9 protein-coding genes are annotated in these 16,163 nt (G+C 70.1%); 4 read left to right on the top strand and 5 right to left on the bottom strand.

Translation table 11 applies throughout. From position 1 onward, the window contains the following. Nucleotides 1-13: 13 nt before the first annotated feature. Nucleotides 14-2,383, top strand: coding sequence for a bifunctional glycosyltransferase/CDP-glycerol:glycerophosphate glycerophosphotransferase (locus tag ACZ4S3_RS17615; protein ID WP_467934339.1), 2,370 nt, complete (start codon nucleotides 14-16; stop codon nucleotides 2,381-2,383). Between the two features lie 168 nt (nucleotides 2,384-2,551). Here the strand turns inward: ACZ4S3_RS17615 and ACZ4S3_RS17610 are convergent, their stop codons facing one another. Next, nucleotides 2,552-3,196, bottom strand: a complete 645-nt coding sequence (locus ACZ4S3_RS17610) for a TetR/AcrR family transcriptional regulator (RefSeq protein WP_467934336.1) — start codon at nucleotides 3,194-3,196, stop codon at nucleotides 2,552-2,554. A gap of 161 nt (nucleotides 3,197-3,357) precedes the next feature. Here ACZ4S3_RS17610 and ACZ4S3_RS17605 point away from each other — a divergent pair, with 161 nt between their 5' ends. Both ACZ4S3_RS17605 and ACZ4S3_RS17600 read left to right on the top strand, forming a co-directional pair. Beyond that, nucleotides 3,358-4,299 (top strand): ABC transporter permease, encoded by a 942-nt coding sequence (locus ACZ4S3_RS17605; RefSeq protein ID WP_467934332.1) that lies wholly within the window; start codon nucleotides 3,358-3,360, stop codon nucleotides 4,297-4,299. Continuing rightward, nucleotides 4,256-5,089: an ABC transporter ATP-binding protein gene (locus ACZ4S3_RS17600; RefSeq protein WP_467934328.1), complete on the top strand. Its 834-nt coding sequence runs from the start codon at nucleotides 4,256-4,258 to the stop codon at nucleotides 5,087-5,089. The genes ACZ4S3_RS17605 and ACZ4S3_RS17600 overlap by 44 nt, the downstream gene beginning before the upstream one ends. Before the next feature lie 79 nt (nucleotides 5,090-5,168). Here the strand turns inward: ACZ4S3_RS17600 and ACZ4S3_RS17595 are convergent, their stop codons facing one another. From ACZ4S3_RS17595 to ACZ4S3_RS17585, 3 genes are all read right to left on the bottom strand, one after another. Further along, nucleotides 5,169-10,142: an NAD-glutamate dehydrogenase gene (locus ACZ4S3_RS17595; RefSeq protein ID WP_467934324.1), complete on the bottom strand. Its 4,974-nt coding sequence runs from the start codon at nucleotides 10,140-10,142 to the stop codon at nucleotides 5,169-5,171. 474 nt (nucleotides 10,143-10,616) lie between these two features. Then, nucleotides 10,617-11,330: an HAD family hydrolase gene (locus tag ACZ4S3_RS17590; RefSeq protein WP_467934321.1), complete on the bottom strand. Its 714-nt coding sequence runs from the start codon at nucleotides 11,328-11,330 to the stop codon at nucleotides 10,617-10,619. 78 nt (nucleotides 11,331-11,408) lie between these two features. After that, nucleotides 11,409-11,915 (bottom strand): DUF6912 family protein, encoded by a 507-nt coding sequence (locus ACZ4S3_RS17585; protein WP_467934317.1) that lies wholly within the window; start codon nucleotides 11,913-11,915, stop codon nucleotides 11,409-11,411. Nucleotides 11,916-12,215: 300 nt separating this feature from the next. Between ACZ4S3_RS17585 and ACZ4S3_RS17580 the strand changes: the two genes are divergently transcribed. Continuing rightward, the gene (locus ACZ4S3_RS17580; protein ID WP_467934313.1) at nucleotides 12,216-13,115 is read left to right on the top strand and encodes an Rv3235 family protein; all 900 of its coding nucleotides are present in this window, start codon (nucleotides 12,216-12,218) and stop codon (nucleotides 13,113-13,115) included. A 146-nt stretch (nucleotides 13,116-13,261) separates the two neighbouring features. Here ACZ4S3_RS17580 and secA read toward each other — a convergent pair whose 3' ends face one another. Then, entirely contained in the window at nucleotides 13,262-16,093 is a 2,832-nt protein-coding gene (secA, locus tag ACZ4S3_RS17575; protein WP_467934309.1) for a preprotein translocase subunit SecA, read from the bottom strand. Nucleotides 16,094-16,163: the final 70 nt, after the last annotated feature.

Genomic DNA, 16,163 nt, shown 5'->3' with positions numbered 1-16,163 from the left:
GGAGTAGTACCGCATGTCCGAGATAGTCCGCGACGCCGCCGCACCCCGCTTCAGCGTCATCGTCCCGTGCTTCAGAGTCCAGGGGTACCTGCGCGAATGCATGGACTCGGTGCTGGCACAGGACTTCCCGGACTTCGAACTGATCGCCGTCGATGACTGCTCGCCCGATGCCAGCGGCGCCATCCTGGACGAGTACGCCGCCCTCGACGACCGCGTCCAGGTCCTGCACCTCCCGGAGAACGTCGGTCTGGGCCTGGCCCGTAACGCCGGTCTGGAGAAGGTCACCGGCGACTACATCCTCTTCCTCGACAGCGACGACACCCTCGTGCCCGGTGCGCTCGGCGCCCTCGCCGAGCGGCTGGCCGCCACCGAGGACCCGGACATCCTCATCTTCGATTACGCGCGGACCTACTGGGACGGCTCCGCCCGGCGCAATGCACTCGCCGACCTGCTCGACGAATCCGGCGCCCCCTCCTTCTCGCTGGCCGAGCGCCCCGAGATCCTCGATCTGCTGCAGATCGTCTGGAACAAGGCCTACCGCCGCGACTTTGTCGAGGAGCACGGCTTTGAATTCCCGGTGGGTTACTACGAGGACGCACCCTGGACGTTCTGCACGCTGATCACCGCCCAGCGGATCGCCGTTCTGGACCAGGTCGGTCTGCACTACCGTCAGCGCCGTCAGGGCGGCAACATCCTGCGCACCACCAGCCGTAAGCACTTCGATGTCTTCGACCAGTACGGCCGCGTCTTCGCTTATCTCGACGCGCACCCCGAACTCTCGCGCTGGCGCCCTCAGATGTTCCGCAAGATGATCGACCACTATCTGACCATTCTGGACAAGCCGGGCCGGCTGCCGCAGAGCGCCACGGCCGAGTTCTTCCACCGCGCCGCCCGCGACTACCGCATGCGGGTACCGGCCGGCTTCGTCCGCCCCGCGGGCATCGCCGGCGGCAAGTACGCGCTGCTCGCCAAGGACGCCTATCCGGCGCTGGCCGGGCTCAAGGTCGCCGGCAAGGTGCAGCGCACGGTCCGCAAGCACGCGGGCAAGCGGGTCAAGCAGGCCAAGAAGAAGGCCATGGACCTGCGCTACCAGGCGCTGCTGCGCCAGCCCCTGGACGAGAACCTCGCGGTCTACTCCGCGTACTGGAACCGCCTGCCCGCCTGCAACCCCCTCGCGATCTACGAGAAGGCCAAGGAGCTGGCGCCGCAGGTGCACGGCGTGTGGGTGGTCAAGCAGAACCTGGCCGACCAGGTCCCGGCGGGTGTCGACCACGTCGTGCTGAACTCGCCGCGCTACTGGGAGGTCGTGGCCCGCGCCAAGTACCTGGTCAACAACGTCAACTTCGCGGACGGTGTGGTCAAGCGCGAGGGCCAGGTACACCTGCAGACCCACCACGGCACCCCGCTGAAGTCGATGGGCGTCGACCAGAAGCGCTACCCGGCCGCCGCCAAGGGCATGAGCTTCCGCAAGCTGCTGGCCCGCGCCGACCGCTGGGACTTCTCGCTCTCCTCCAACCAGCACACCACCGAGCAGTGGGAGCGCGTCTACCCCTGCAACTTCACGTCGCTGGACGCCGGTTATCCCCGTAACGACGTCTACTACCGGGCCACCGCCGAGGACGTCCTCGCCCTCCGCGAGCGCCTGGGTATCGCCCCCGACAAGACCGCCGTCCTCTACGCGCCGACCATGCGCGACTACCAGGTCGGCTATGTCCCCCGCCTCGACCTGGAGAAGATCTCCCGCGAGCTGGGCGAGGACTTCGTCCTGCTGGTGCGCACCCACTACTTCTACGACCAGGACCCCGCGCTCCAGGACCTCCAGGAGCGCGGCGCGCTGATCGACGTGTCCGGCCACCCGGTCGTCGAGGAGCTGTGCCTGGCCGCCGACGCGCTGGTCACGGACTACTCGTCGATCATGTTCGACTACGCCAACCTCGACCGGCCGATCATCAACTACGCCGACGACTGGGACACCTACGTCCGCTCCCGCGGCGTCACCTTCGACCTGCTCTCGGGCAAGCCGGGCGACACCCCGGGTGTCATCGCCACCACCGAGGACGAGCTGATCGAGGCGTTCCGCAGCGGCCGCTGGGACGACCAGCGGGCCGGTGAGCTGCGGGCCGCGTTCCGCGAGCGGTTCTGCCAGTGGGACGACGGGCACGCCGCCGAGCGTGTGGTGCGCCAGGTCTTCCTCGGCCAGGAGGCGGGCCCCGAGCCGGAGCCGACGGGCGAGCGCACCGTGGCGCCGCGCCCGCGTGCGGCCGCGGCCGAGGCCGGGCTGGTCAAGCTGCCGGCGCCGCGCAAGGCGGGGGACGACCGGGTGACGGGCACCCCGGGCGGCTCGGACGCCTCCGGCACTTCCGGCATCGAAATGGCGGGCTGACGCCGGCCGCTGGACACCGCACGGACGCGCCCCCGGTCAGGTCTTGACCGGGGGCGCGTCCGCATCACCACGAACCACGACGTCTCGGGCTGCGACGTCCCGGGCCGCGACACCTTCGGCCCACTACGGCTTCGGGCCGCCGCGCGCCGCCGTCCGGCGCCCCCGGGCTCACTCCGCCCCGAGAGCCGCCGCGACCGAGCCGGCCAGCGCGTCGAGGTAGCCGTCCGGCAGGTCGTCGCGGACGACCACCAGGCGCCAGTACAGCGGCCCGGTCAGCAGATCGAGCGCCAGCCCTCCGTCGACGCCGGCCGGGATCTCGCCGCGCTCGACGGCCCGCGCCACCATCGCCATGGCGACGCCCTGCTGGCTGTCGTGCAGCGCCGCCTTGAGCGCCGCGGCGAGCTCGGGGCTGCGGGCCGCCTCGGCCAGCAGGTCCGGGATGATCTGCGAGGCCATCGGGTGCCGTAGCGCGCGGGCGGCGACCTCCAGCAGCATCCGTATGTCGCCGCGCAGCGACCCGGTGTCCGGCGTCGGCAGGCCCGCGGCGGCCACCGCGGAGACCACGTCCAGGACGAGGTGCAGCTTGGATCGCCACCGCCGGTAGACCGCGGTCTTTCCGACGCCCGCGCGCCGCGCGATGCCCTCGATGGACATCCGGGCGAACCCGGCCGCGGCCAGCTCCTCGAAGACCGCGGCACGGATCGCAGCGGTCTTGTCCTCCCGAAGCACGGCGGCGCCGGCCGGTGCCCGGCGCGCCGCGGAGTCCGTATCTCTGCCGTCTTGCGCCCCGTCTTGTGCCCCGTTTTTTGCCATGGCTTGAGCATAGCGTCACGACGCTACGGTTGCGTCTCGACGTGAAATCCCTTTAGTGTCGGCAGCGTCGCGACGATACGGACCCGTTCCGTCGTCGCCTCGCTCGCACCCGTAACGCATCCGCATGCCACCGCCCCCGTCGCACTCACGAAAGCGGCCCCATGCCCCAGACCCTCGCTCCCCCGGCCCCGACCCCGGCAGCCTCCCGGGTCCCCACCCCTGGCACGCCGCCGGACCCCGAGCTGCGCGCGCTGGCCGAGGCGCACGGCCTCACGGTGAGCGGCGCCCGCCCCTCGCTGGCCCAGTACACCCGCCGGCTGTGGCAACGGCGGCACTTCATCACCTCGTTCGCCACCGCCCGGCTCACCGCGATGTACACCACCGCCAAGCTCGGCCAGCTCTGGCAGGTACTGACCCCGCTGCTCAACGCGGCCGTCTACTACTTGATCTTCGGTGTGCTGCTCGACACGAGGAAGCACGTCCAGGACTTCATCCCGTTCCTGGTGACCGGCGTCTTCATCTTCACCTTCACGCAGAACTCGGTCCTGACCGGCACCCGGGCGATCTCCGGCAACCTCGGCCTGGTGCGCGCGCTGCACTTCCCGCGCGCCTGCCTGCCCATCTCGATCTGCCTGGCGCAGCTGCAGCAACTGCTGTTCTCCATGGGTGCGCTGGTGGTCATCCTGGTCTGCTTCGGGCAGCTGCCGACCTGGTCGTGGCTGCTGGCCCTCCCGGCCCTGACCCTGCAGTTCGTCTTCAACACGGGCCTGGCGATGGTCATGGCGCGACTCGGCTCCCGGACCCCGGACCTGGCGCAGCTGATGCCGTTCGTCATGCGCACCTGGATGTACGCGTCCGGCGTGATGTTCAGCATCAGCGTGATCCTCCAGGGCAAGCACGTGCCGAAGATCGTGGAGATCCTGCTCAACGGCAACCCCGCCGCCGTCTACATCGACCTGATGCGCTTCGCGCTGATCGACAGCTTCACCCACAAGCAACTGCCGCCGCACGTATGGGCGTTCGCGGCAGGCTGGGCACTGCTGGCCGGTGTCATCGGCTATGTGTACTTCTGGAAGGCTGAGGAGCGGTACGGACGTGGCTGAACAGGACAACGGCCTCCGGCCGACCGAGGCGGCCGAGGAGCGGATCCCGACCGTGATCGCGGACGATCTGCACATCGTCTACCGGGTCTACGGCACCGGCGCGGGCAGGGGCAGCGCCACCGCGGCGCTGAACCGCATCATCCGCCGCAAGCCCTCCACCGGTGTGCGCGAGGTGCACGCGGTCAAGGGCGTCTCCTTCACCGCCTATCGCGGCGAGTCGATCGGCCTGATCGGCTCCAACGGCTCCGGCAAGTCGACGCTGCTCAAGGCGGTCGCCGGCCTGCTGCCGGCGGAGCGCGGCCATGTCTACACCCACGGCCAGCCCTCCCTGCTGGGCGTCAACGCGGCCCTGATGAACGACCTGACCGGCGAGAAGAACGTCGTCCTCGGCGGCCTTGCCATGGGCATGTCCCGTGAAGAGGTCCGCGAGCGCTACGACGGCATCGTCGACTTCTCCGGCATCAACGAGAAGGGCGACTTCATCTCCCTGCCGATGCGCACCTACTCGTCCGGTATGGCGGCCCGGCTGCGGTTCTCCATCGCGGCGGCCAAGGACCACGACGTCCTGATGATCGACGAGGCACTGGCCACCGGCGACCGCAGCTTCCAAAAGCGCTCCGAGGCCCGCATCCGCGAGCTGCGCAAGGAGGCCGGCACGGTCTTCCTGGTCAGCCACAACAACAAGTCGATCCGCGACACCTGCGACCGGGTCCTGTGGCTGGAGCACGGTGAACTGCTGATGGACGGCCCCACCGACGAGGTCATCGAGGCCTACGAGGCCCACCGCTGACCCGCACCCCGACGCGGACATCCCGAACGGGAACGGCCCCGGAGCATGCGCTCCGGGGCCGTTCGCCGTAGCGGACAGGTCAGCGGTGCGTGCGCAGCAGCGTCCGCATGGTCCGCATGGCCACCGACAGGTTCGCCAGGTCGAAGCCCTCCGACCCGTAGATCTCCTCCAGCGTGGCGCGGGCCCGGGTCAGGATCGCCGCGTTCGCCTCCTCCCACGCCTTGAACCGCTGCTCCGGCGTCGAGGAGCCGTTGCCCACCGAGAGCACATCGGCGGTCAGCGCCGCATGCGCCGCGAAGAGGTCCTCGCGGATCGAGGCGCGGGCCATCGACTGCCAGCGGTCGTTGCGCGGCAGTTCCAGGATGCGGTCGAGGAGCTGGTTGATCCGCAGCCGGTCGCCCAGGTCGTAGTAGACCTCGGCGACCTCCAGCGAATCCTTGTCCATACGGTCCGCGACGGCGACGATGTCCAGCGCCGGGAAGACCGACGAGAAGCCGGACACCTGGACGGCCAGCGGCTCGGGCACGCCCGCGGCGGTCAGCTCCTCCAGGATCGTCTGGTACCACTCCACGTCGCTGCCCTGCAGCAGCTTGGGCAGCTCCGCCCAGACCTGGGCGACCCGCTCGCTGAAGAAGCCGATGGTCTCGGACAGCTCCAGCGGCTGCGGGCGGTTGTTGAGCAGCCAGCGGGTGCCGCGCTCGACCAGCCGGCGCGAGTGCAGCCGGATCCGGGTCTGCACATCGGCGGCGACGACATTGTCGAGCGCCTCGACGTCGTCCCAGACCTGGTTCAGCCGGAAGATCGTGCGGGCCGCGGTGTGCGCCCGCACGACCTCTTCGAGAGAGGCGCCGGTCTCCTCGCGCATACGGTGCAGGAAGCTCGTACCGCCGGTGTTGACGGTGTCGTTGACCAGCACCGTCGTCACGATCTCGCGGCGCAGCGCATGCCCGTCGACCTGCTCGGGGAAGCGGTCGTAGAGCGCCGACGGGAAGTAGGCGTGCAGCAGCCGCTGGAGGTAGGCGTCGTCCGGCAGCCCGGTCTGGATGAGCGAATCGGCAACCGTGATCTTGGTGTACGCCAGGAGCACCGCGGTCTCGGGCTGGGTCAGGCCGCGCCCGGCGTTCAGCCGCTCGCGGATCTGCCGGTCGGTGGGCAGGAACTCCAGTGCCCGGTCGAGGTCACCGTCGCGCACCAGGCGGCGCATGAAGCGCTGCTGGGCGTGCAGCATGCTGGAGGACTGGGCGAGGGCCAGCGCCAGGGCGGTGTTCTGCGCGTAGTTGTTGCGCAGCACCAGCGCGCCGACCTCATCGGTCATCTCGGCCAGCAGCTTGTTGCGCTGCTTGACCGTCATGTCGCCCTCGCTGACGACCGCGTTGAGCAGGATCTTGATGTTCACCTCGTGGTCGGAGGTGTCCACACCGGCGCTGTTGTCGATCGCGTCGGTGTTGATCTTTCCGCCGGCCGCGGCGAACTCGATCCGGCCCAGCTGGGTCAGGCCCAGGTTGCCGCCCTCGCCGACGACCTTGACCCGCAGGTCCTCGCCGTTGACGCGGATGGCGTCGTTGGCCTTGTCGCCCACATCGGCGTTGGACTCCGCCGAGGACTTCACGTAGGTGCCGATGCCGCCGTTCCACAGCAGATCGACCGGCGCCTTGAGGATGGCCTGCATCAGGTCGGCCGGCGTCATCTTCTTCACGCCGGACTCGATGCCGAGGGCCGCCCGCACCTGCGCGTTGATCGGGATGGACTTGGCCGAGCGCGGGTGGATGCCGCCGCCCTGCGAGAGCAGCTCGGTGTTGTAGTCCGCCCAGGAGGAGCGGGGCAGCTCGAAGAGCCGGCGGCGCTCGGCGTACGAGGTCGCCGCGTCCGGGTTCGGGTCGATGAAGATGTGCCGGTGGTCGAAGGCGGCCACCAGACGGATGTGCTCGCTGAGCAGCATGCCGTTGCCGAAGACGTCACCGGACATGTCGCCGACGCCGACCACGGTGAAGTCCTGGGTCTGGGAGTCGTGGCCCAGCTCGCGGAAGTGCCGCTTGACCGACTCCCAGGCGCCGCGGGCGGTGATGCCCATGCCCTTGTGGTCGTAGCCGGCGCTGCCGCCGGAGGCGAAGGCGTCACCAAGCCAGAAGCCGTACGACTCGGCGACCTCGTTGGCGATGTCGGAGAACGTCGCGGTGCCCTTGTCGGCCGCGACCACCAGGTAGGTGTCGTCCTCGTCGTGGCGGACGACGTTCTGCGGGGGTACGACCTCGCCGCCGACCAGGTTGTCGGTGATGTCCAGCAGACCGGAGATGAAGGTCTTGTAGCTGGCGATGCCCTCGGCCAGCCAGGCGTCGCGGTCCACCGACGGGTCCGGCAGCTGCTTGCCGACGAAGCCGCCCTTCGCGCCGACCGGCACGATGACGGTGTTCTTGACCATCTGCGCCTTGACCAGGCCGAGGATCTCCGTACGGAAGTCCTCCCGGCGGTCCGACCAGCGCAGACCACCGCGGGCGACCTTGCCGAAGCGCAGGTGGACGCCCTCGACGCGGGGCGAGTACACCCAGATCTCGTACGCCGGGCGGGGTGCCGGCAGATCCGGGATCGCCTGCGGGTCCAGCTTCATGGACAGGTAGGCGTGCGGGTTGCCCTCGCTGTCGCGCTGGTAGTGGTTGGTGCGCAGCGTCGCCTTGATGACGGTGAGGAAGGAGCGCAGGATGCGGTCCTCGTCCAGGGAGGCGACCTGGTCGAGCGCGCCCTCCAGCTCCTCCAGCAGCCCGTCGGTCAGCTCGGTGCCGGCCCGCTGCCGCTCCGGGGCCATCCGCGCCTCGAAGAGCGAGACCAGCAGCCGGGTGGTGTGGACGTTGTTGGAGAGGGTGTCCTCCATGTACGTCTGGCTGAAGGTGGCACCGGCCTGCCGCAGGTACTTGGCGTAGGCGCGCAGCACCATCGCCTGGCGCCAGTTCAGGCCCGCCTGCAGGACCAGCTTGTTGAAGTTGTCGCTCTCGGCCGCGCCCGTCCACACCGCGGTGAACGCGTCCTGGAACCGCTCGCGGGCGTCGTCGCCGGAGACATGCTCGGGCATCCGCAGGCCGAAGTCGTAGACCCAGGCGATGGTGGCGTCCGAGCAGCGCAGCTCGTGCGGGCGCTCGTCGACGACCTCGACGCCCAGGCGGTTCAGGCCCGGCAGCACCCGCGAGAGCGAGACCGGCTCGCCCCTGCGGTAGATCTTGAAGCGGCGCTCGCCGGGGCCCGCGCCGACCGGCTCGTACAGGCTGACCGAGAAGTCCTTGCCCGGCTCGCCGGTGAGCTTCTCCAGGTGCTGGAGGTCGGCGACCGCGCTGCGCGGGGAGTTGTCGGCCTTGTAGCCCTCGGGGAAGGCGTGGTTGTAGCGGCGCAGCAGCTCGGCGGCGCGCTCCTCGCCGCATTCGGCGGTCAGCGCCTCGGCGAAGCCGTCGGCCCAGGACCGGGCGGCCTCCACCAGGCGGCTTTCGATGCGGTCCGCGTCGGCGTCGGTGAGGTCCGGCAGGCTGGCGCCGGGCTGGACGCGGATGACGAAGTGCAGCCGGGAGAGGATCGACTCGGTGTTCCAGGCGGTGAAGTCGACGCTGGTGCCGCCCAGTTCCTCCTTGAGGATGTCGATCAGGCGCAGCCGGACGCCGGTGGTGTAGCGGTCGCGCGGGAGGTAGACCAGCGCGGAGTAGTAGCGGCCGTATTCGTCCTGGCGGAGGTAGAGCCGCAGCCGGCGGCGCTCTTGGAGGTAGAGCACGCTGGTGGCGATGGCCTGGAGCTGGTCGACCGGGGTCTGGAACAGCTCGTCGCGCGGGTAGGTCTCCAGGATCTGCAGCAGGTCGCGCCCGTCGTGGCTGTTCGGGGAGAACCCGGCGCCCTCGAGAACCTCGGTGACCTTGCGGCGGATGACCGGGACCCGGCGGACGGACTCGGTGTACGCGGCCGACGAGAACAGGCCCAGGAAGCGCCGCTCACCGACGACATTGCCGTCCTTGTCGAACTTCTTCACGCCCACGTAGTCGAGGTACGAGGGGCGGTGCACCGTGGCGCGGCTGTTGGCCTTGGTCAGGATGAGCAGCTTGTGCTCGCGGGCCTTGGCGCGGGCGTCGGCGGGCAGCCGGTTGAAGGACGGCGAGACGGGGTGGCCGGCGTCGCTCTCGCGGTGCGGCGGGTCGGCGCGCAGGATGCCCAGGCCGGTACCGGGGACGGCGGTCAGCACATCCTCTTCGGTCCCGCCTTCACCGGGGGCACAGGCCAGCTCGTACTCGCGGTAGCCGAGGAAGGTGAAGTGGTCGTCGGACAGCCACCGCAGCAGCTCCCGGGCCTCGTCGATCTCGTCCTCGCGCAGATCGTCGGCGGTCGGCTCGGAGGGCAGTTCCTCGGCGATGCGCAGCGACGCGGCGCGCATCTTGTCCCAGTCCTCGACGGCCTCGCGGACATCGGACAGCACCCGCAGCAGATCGGCGGTGATCTGCTTGAGGTCCTCGCGGTCGGTCTCGCGGTCGATCTCGACATGGATCCAGGACTCGGTCACCGCGTCGTGCGGCAGCTCGGCGGCCTTGGCGTTGCCGCCGTTCTTCCCGTGCTTCCCGTGGACGTCGCCGTTGGCGTCGAGGACCTCGATGAGCTTGCCCGCGACGTCCCGGCGGACGGTCACCTGCGGGTGAATGACGACATGGATTCCGCGGCCCTGCCGCGAGAGCTCATTGGTGACCGAATCCACCAGGAACGGCATGTCGTCGGTGACGACCTCGACGACGGAGTGGCTGCAGGTCCAGCCGTTCTCCTCGACGGTCGGGGTGTGCACCCGGACGTTCGCGGTGCCCTGCGGACGCATCTCCGCGAGGCGGTAGTGCGAGAGCGCGGCACCGAAGACGTCGACCGGGTCGCGGTCGGCGAGGTCCTCGGGGGCGGTGTGCAGGTAGTAGCGCTGGAGGTATCCCGTGAGGGTCTCCGGGTCGAGGCCGCGTACCGGGAGATGCCCCCCGGCCGGGCTGTTTTCAGCGACCCGGGCGGCCCTGGCGAGCAGCTCGGTCTTGGCTTCGTCCAGCTTGGTCTGCATGTCCTCTGGCTCCTGTCGCGCGCCATTGCGTGACGTCGTGGAAGAACTCCGTGGAAGCTGCACAACGCCGCCGCGACGCGGGGTGTCCTGTCGATGTCGACGCTATGCCGCGATGAGAGAGGGCCGTGCCGTGTTCGACAAGTTTTGACAAAGTCGACATGGGCCTTTGGCCGCAAAGACCAGCGACCGCCCGGTCACGATGGTGTCCCGGGCGCACGGCGGGGGCCTCGATGCCCCCGCGGGTTATCGCGCTGATCACGGTGCAAGGCTATCGCTCTCGGCAGGGGTGCCGTCATGGGCCGTGTACGTACAAAACCCCACCGCGAACTTAGACCATCCGGACAACGCCTGGCCGTAGCAGATGTGCGATGGCACGACGGCGCCGGGTACGGGGTGTGACCCCGCGCCGACGCCACGGGTAGGACTCCGGACGCCGACGGCCACGGCCACGGAATCCGGAGGGTGAGCCCACCGCTACGCGGGCGCTCCGCCCCGCGCCATCTCCGCGGCCGCCTCCACCGCCTCGGCGAGACTGTCCACCACCGGCACCCCGGCGGCCTGAAGACTGCTGCGGCTGTGCGAGCCGCCGGTGTAAAGCACCGCACGGGCCCCCGCGTCCTGCGCCGCCACGGCGTCGTCCACGGCGTCACCGATGACGACCGTGCGCCCCGGATCCACGCCCTCCAGCGCCGCCAGATGCCGCACCATGTGCTCGCTCTTGCCGCCGCCCGACGGTCCGGTCCTGCCGTCCACCCGTAGGAAGAGCGCCTCGATCCCGAAGCCCCGCACCAGCGGTATCAGCTCGTCGTGCCCATACATGCTGAGAATCGACTGGCTGTGCCCGGCCGCCTGCCAACCCTCCAGCAGCAGGTCCGCCCCCTCGGCGAGGCCGCAGCGTATCCGGTGCTGGGTGTAGTGGCGGTGGAACGCCTCGTCCATCACCAGCCACTCGGCGTCCGTCGGCAACCGCCCCATCAGCCGCTCGTAGAACAGCGGGACGGGCACGCAGTACAGCTCGCGGTACCGCTCGAGCGTGATCGGCTCCAGCCCGATCTCCGCGAACGCGGAATTGGTCGCCATGATCACGGCGTCGATGTCATGGAACAGCGTGCCGTTCCAGTCCCACACGATGTGGGCCGCGCGCTTGCCCCTGTGTGATCCGTTGTGCGTCCCGTTGTACGTCCCCATGAAGAAAAAGTACCCGCCCCCACTGACAACGCCGCAGAAGCGACCACACCGCGGAACGGACGGCGGGCGCCCGGAGCCTCACTGCAGGAGCTGCGGAATCTCCTGCACCCCGAACCACATCAGATCGTGGTCCTGCGCACCGTCCACCGTGAACTGTGCCTCGTCATCCCCCTGATCCGCCGCGCCGAGCGCCGCCGCGGCCGCCGCGACATCCGCCTCCGCATCGGCGGCGTCCACATGCACCGCCGCCGCCTTCGTCAACGGCACCGGCCCGGCCAGCCGCACCTCACCCAGCGCCGCCTCATCGAGCCCCCGGTCCGGATCGGCCACCGCCGCACCCTCCGGCACATCCACCGCCACCACGACCCGCCGCCGCGCGGCCTGCGGAGTCCCGGCCAGCTGCCGCAGCGAGGCCTGAGCCGCCCGGTTCAGCGCCGCGTACTCCAGCTCCTCGATGTCGTCCGAGACGTACCACTCGCGCAGCGCGGGCGTGACGGCGTACGCGGCCGACGCTCCCGAGCCCAGCTCACCGCTTTTGTGCGCCTCTGCGAGACCGGAAAGGGTCAGGGGGACATAGACGCGCATGGCAGCCGCTTCCGCTCAGTTGGTTCGACTCTGAAGAATGCCCAGCCAGCATACGGGCGAGAGTCCCCCATCGGGCCGCCCCCACAGCCCCCGCGCCCGCCTCCGCGAACCCCCGTCCCGCCCTTGTCCCGAGGCCATTTCCCACGCCCCCGCCACGAGCGGGTGAACTCTCCGCCACCCGCTCACCCGCCCCCTCTCACCTTGCTGCCCGCACCGTCGCGCCGATAGAAGATCCCACGAAGCTACCGACGGGTAATCGACCAGCCCGGTACACCAGCCCGGCACAAGGGGGAGACCACCATGACGGAAACCCATCTGAACCCCGCCCACCCCGCCCACCCCGCCTCCGAAACAGCCACCGAGCCCGGCCACGGCGGTCACTCGGCGGCCACCCCGCCGCCCGGCAGCGGGGGGCCCGCCGGCGGCCGCGCACCCCACGCCGCGCCCCACGCCGCGCCGGAGCAGGCCGGCCCCCGGCCGGCTCCTGTCGCCGGCGCCCCGGCGACGCCCGAAATCGTCCCCCAGCCCCGCCGCGCCCCCGCCACCGCCCCCGACGGCCCCGGCGCCGCCCCACAGCCCCGCACCCGCCCCGGAGCTTCCGGCGCGCCCGAACAGCCCGCCCGAACCCCTCCCCGTACTCGCCGCACCCCCTCCCCCCGCCGCCCCGCCGGCGCCGGTCGCGGCCCCGGCGCGGGCCCCGGTCGCGGCCCCGGCCGCACCCGCCCCGGCGCACCGTCGGCCACCGCCCGCACCACCCCGGGCCGCCCCGTCGGCCCCGCGGCCGACGTCGCCACCGCCGCGCGCCTGCCGACCGTGGGCGCCCAGCGCCGGGCCCAGGAGCGGCGGCCGCATCTGTGGTTCGCCCATCAGCTGCTGCTCACGCTCAGCGGGCAGCGCCCCGTCCACGCCCTCCTGGGGCACGCGCTGCCCACCGCGTACGACCGGCTGATCGAGCTCGCCCCGCAGGCTCCGCTGCGGCCCGTCGCGCGTCCGGGCCGCGGCACGCCCGCCCTCGCCCTCCGCGAGTGCGGGCTGTGCCGGCCGCGGACCGGCGTCATCGAGGCATTCGCCCGTATCGCGGCCGGCGAACGCCTGCGCGCTCTCGCCTTCCGCCTGGAACTCGGCGCCGACACCCGCTGGCGCTGCGCCGCCTTCGACATCGGCCCGACGCCGATGCCCTGGGTCCCGGCACCCCACTAGCCGCCGCAGTCCCCGCTCCGGAGAACCGCCCCGGGCACGCAGAAGCGCCCCGGCCACCAGGACCGGGGCGCCCCCGTCGCGCAACGCGGCCCCGGCACGGGGTGCCGGGGCCGCGTCATCGCTCAGACATCGCTGCGGATCGCCGCCTACTTCTTGCGGCGACGCCCGCCGCCCTTCTGCGCCTTGCGCCGCTCGGCACGCGTCAGCCCATCGGCCTCCGAGCGGGCCGGGCTGTCGGCGTCGTCCTCGCTCACGAAGTCGCCCTCGATGACCGTGCCCTCACCGTCGACCTTGGGCGCCGAGAAGTGCAGCCGGTCCGGCCGCTGCGGAGCCTCCAGACCCTTGGCGTGGATCTCGGGGCGGGGCGCGCCGGCGGGGACCTCCTGCAGGTCCTTCTCGAAGGAGGGCTGTTCCGCCGTCTCCTGCACCGGGACCTCCTCGACCTGCTGCTCCACCTGGACCTCCAGGTTGAACAGATAGCCGACGGACTCCTCCTTGATGCCCTCCATCATCGCGGTGAACATGTCGTAGCCCTCGCGCTGGTACTCGACCAGAGGGTCCTTCTGGGCCATCGCCCGCAGGCCGATGCCCTCCTGGAGGTAGTCCATCTCGTAGAGGTGCTCGCGCCACTTGCGGTCCAGGACCGACAGCACGACACGGCGCTCCAGCTCTCGCATGACGTCCGAGCTGAGCTGCTCCTCGCGGGCGGCGTACTGCTCGCTGATGTCGTCCTTGACGGCATCGGCGATGAACTCGGCGGTGATGCCCGCGCGGTCGCCGGCCTCCTCCTCGAGCTCATCGATGGTCACCTTGACCGGGTAGAGCTGCTTGAAGGCGCCCCACAGCCGGTCCAGGTCCCACTCCTCGGCGAAGCCCTCGACCGTCTCCGCCTGGATGTAGGCGTCGATGGTGTCGTCCATGAAGTGCTTGATCTGCTCCTGCAGATCCTCGCCCTCCAGGACACGGCGGCGCTCGCCGTAGATGACCTCACGCTGGCGGTTGAGGACCTCGTCGTACTTCAGGACGTTCTTGCGCGTCTCGAAGTTCTGCTGCTCGACCTGCGACTGGGCGGAGGCGATCGCCCGGGTCACCATCTTGTTCTCGATCGGGACGTCGTCGGGGACGTTGGCCATCGCCATGACCCGCTCGACCATCTGGGCCTTGAACAGCCGCATCAGGTCATCGCCCAGGGAGAGGTAGAACCGCGACTCGCCGGGGTCGCCCTGACGGCCGGAGCGACCGCGCAGCTGGTTGTCGATACGGCGCGACTCATGCCGCTCGGTGCCCAGGACGTAGAGCCCGCCGAGCTCCTTGACCTCCTCGAACTCCGCCTTGACCGCGGCCTCGGCCCGCTCCAGGGCGGCGGGCAGCGCGGCCGCCCACTCCTCGACGTGCTCGACCGGGTCCAGGCCGCGCTGGCGCAGCTCCGCCTCGGCGAGGTCGTCGGGGTTGCCGCCGAGCTTGATGTCCGTACCGCGGCCGGCCATGTTCGTGGCGACCGTCACGGCGCCCTTGCGGCCCGCCTGGGCGATGATCGGCGCCTCACGGTCGTGCTGCTTGGCGTTGAGCACCTCGTGGGTGACGCCGCGCTTGTTGAGCTGCTGCGAGAGGTACTCGGACTTCTCGACCGAGGTGGTGCCGACCAGGATCGGCTGGCCCTTCGCGTTCTTCTCGACGATGTCCTCGACGACCGCGTCGAACTTCGCGGTCTCGGTGCGGTAGATCAGGTCGGCCTGGTCCATCCGGACCATCGGGCGGTTCGTCGGGATCGGGACGACGCCGAGCTTGTAGATCTGGTGGAACTCGGCGGCCTCGGTCATGGCCGTACCGGTCATGCCGGAGAGCTTGCCGTAGAGGCGGAAGAAGTTCTGCAGGGTGATCGTGGCGAGCGTCTGGTTCTCGTCCTTGATCTCCACTCCTTCCTTCGCCTCGATGGCCTGGTGCATGCCCTCGTTGTAGCGGCGGCCGGCGAGGATACGGCCGGTGTGCTCGTCGACGATCATGACTTCGCCGTCGATGACGACGTAGTCCTTGTCGTTCTTGAAGAGTTCCTTGGCCTTGATGGCGTTGTTCAGATAGCCGACCAGCGGGGTGTTCACCGACTCGTAGAGGTTGTCGATGCCCAGCCAGTCCTCGACCTTGCTGACGCCGGACTCGTGGATGCCGACCGTGCGCTTCTTCTCGTCGACGTCGTAGTCGCCGGTCTCCTCGATGCCGCGCTGCGGGTTGGCGGCCTCGCCCCTCTTGAGGCGCTTCACCAACTTGGCGAAGTCGCCGTACCACTTGGTGGCCGAGTCCGCCGGGCCGGAGATGATCAGCGGCGTACGGGCCTCGTCGACCAAGATCGAGTCGACCTCGTCGACGACCGCGAAGTTGTGGCCGCGCTGAACGAGTTCGTCCTGCGACCAGGCCATGTTGTCGCGCAGATAGTCGAAGCCGAACTCGTTGTTCGTGCCGTACGTGATGTCGCAGTTGTACTGCTCGCGGCGCTGGGCGGGCGTCATATCGGAGAGGATGCAACCGACCGTCAGGCCCAGGAACTTGTGGACCCGGCCCATCATCTCGGAGTCGCGCTCGGCCAGATAGTCGTTCACCGTGATCAGGTGGACGCCCTTGCCGGACAGCGCGTTGAGATACGTCGGGAGGGTGCCGACGAGGGTCTTGCCCTCACCGGTCTTCATCTCGGCGACGTATCCCATGTGAAGGGCCGCGCCGCCCATCAGCTGGACGTCGTAGGGACGCTGGCCGAGTACCCGCCGGGCGGCCTCACGGACCGTGGCGAACGCCTCGGGCAGCAGGTCGTCCAGGGACTCCCCGTCCGCGTACCGCTCTTTGTACTCATCGGTGAGCGCCCGCAGCTCGGCGTCGGAGAGGGCCGCGAAGTCCTCTTCGATGGAGTTGACCTGGCCCGCGATGCGGTGCAGTTTGCGCAGGATCTTTCCTTCGCCTGCACGCATGAGCTTGTTGAAGACGGACACTTGGGCTGGTCTCCTTGCCGGTCGGGCCTGGCACGGTCGGGTGCGCGGGCGCGGCATTTTTCCAAGGGGC

This window comes from Streptomyces sp. NPDC028368 (assembly GCF_055565615.1).
The sequence above is the reverse complement of the archived record's forward strand: the minus strand, read 5'-3'. Positions and strand labels throughout refer to the sequence as shown.

Bases quoted from the DNA above. Each gene is read 5' to 3' on its own strand.
- ACZ4S3_RS17590 (WP_467934321.1), bottom strand. From the start codon at position 11,330: ATGGGGACGTACAACGGGACGCACAACGGATCACACAGGGGCAAGCGC.
- ACZ4S3_RS17595 (WP_467934324.1), bottom strand. From the start codon at position 10,142: ATGCAGACCAAGCTGGACGAAGCCAAGACCGAGCTGCTCGCCAGGGCC.
- ACZ4S3_RS17615 (WP_467934339.1), top strand. From the start codon at position 14: ATGTCCGAGATAGTCCGCGACGCCGCCGCACCCCGCTTCAGCGTCATC.
- ACZ4S3_RS17605 (WP_467934332.1), top strand. From the start codon at position 3,358: ATGCCCCAGACCCTCGCTCCCCCGGCCCCGACCCCGGCAGCCTCCCGG.
- ACZ4S3_RS17610 (WP_467934336.1), bottom strand. From the start codon at position 3,196: ATGGCAAAAAACGGGGCACAAGACGGGGCGCAAGACGGCAGAGATACG.
- ACZ4S3_RS17585 (WP_467934317.1), bottom strand. From the start codon at position 11,915: ATGCGCGTCTATGTCCCCCTGACCCTTTCCGGTCTCGCAGAGGCGCAC.
- ACZ4S3_RS17600 (WP_467934328.1), top strand. From the start codon at position 4,256: ATGTGTACTTCTGGAAGGCTGAGGAGCGGTACGGACGTGGCTGAACAG.
- ACZ4S3_RS17580 (WP_467934313.1), top strand. From the start codon at position 12,216: ATGACGGAAACCCATCTGAACCCCGCCCACCCCGCCCACCCCGCCTCC.